The sequence below is a fragment of the Mesorhizobium sp. M4B.F.Ca.ET.089.01.1.1 genome, assembly GCF_004022605.1.
GTDB classification, from domain to species: Bacteria; Pseudomonadota; Alphaproteobacteria; order Rhizobiales; family Rhizobiaceae; genus Mesorhizobium; species Mesorhizobium abyssinicae.
The window spans coordinates 1-651 of the sequence record NZ_RZOS01001150.1; the positions used below are offsets into that span (position 1 = coordinate 1).

General features: G+C 62.8%; 2 protein-coding genes. Both read left to right on the forward strand.

All coding sequences use genetic code 11. The annotated features are described in order from the left end of the window. On the forward strand, positions 1 to 259 hold a 259-nt coding region (locus tag EN780_RS36515; protein WP_145971047.1), incomplete at its 5' end, for a tyrosine-type recombinase/integrase. A gap of 140 nt (positions 260 to 399) precedes the next feature. Beyond that, positions 400 to 651: DUF4158 domain-containing protein (locus EN780_RS36520; protein WP_128276609.1), on the forward strand; the 252-nt coding region annotated here is incomplete at its 3' end.

Below are 651 nucleotides of genomic sequence, written 5' to 3' on the forward strand. Positions count from 1 at the left end.
GGGCAATCTCGAGCGACGCGCCCTCACCCCCCAGGCCGTCAACCTCATCCTGAAACGCCGCGCGGCCGCCGCCGGCCTCGATGCGCAGCTGTTTTCAGCGCACGGCCTGCGCGCCGGCTACCTCACCGAAACCGCTCGCCGTGGCATCCCCCTCGTCGAAGCCATGCAGCAGTCGCAGCACCGATCCGTCCAGCAGGCTTCGCGCTACTACAACGACGCGGAACGGCAGCTGGGACGCGCGGCAAGGCTGATTGTCTGACGCGTCCCCAGCCGTTCTCTCGGGAAGGCCTAATCGGCCCGAAGCTGCGATTTTGGCCAAGTTGTGGAACGTTGCCGGAACGGATTGACCTGTTGGACATCGTCGCTTGAGAATTCGCTCCTGGAATAGGGAGTGGATGTATGGGTTTGCGTGTTTCACCTGAGGAACTGGCCGGGGAGTGGAGCCTCTCGTTTGCCGACATCGAATTTGTGAACGCCAAGCCGGTTGGGTCGAGGCTCGGGCTGGCGGTGCAGCTGAGGTTCTTTGCTGCGAACGGATATTTCGCCACTGCGGCAACCGAGGTTCCCGACGAGGTGGTTTCTTACCTGGTCGACCAGCTTGGCGTCGGCAAGGCTGATCTTGGCGGTTACGATTTTTCGGGGCGTTCGGGC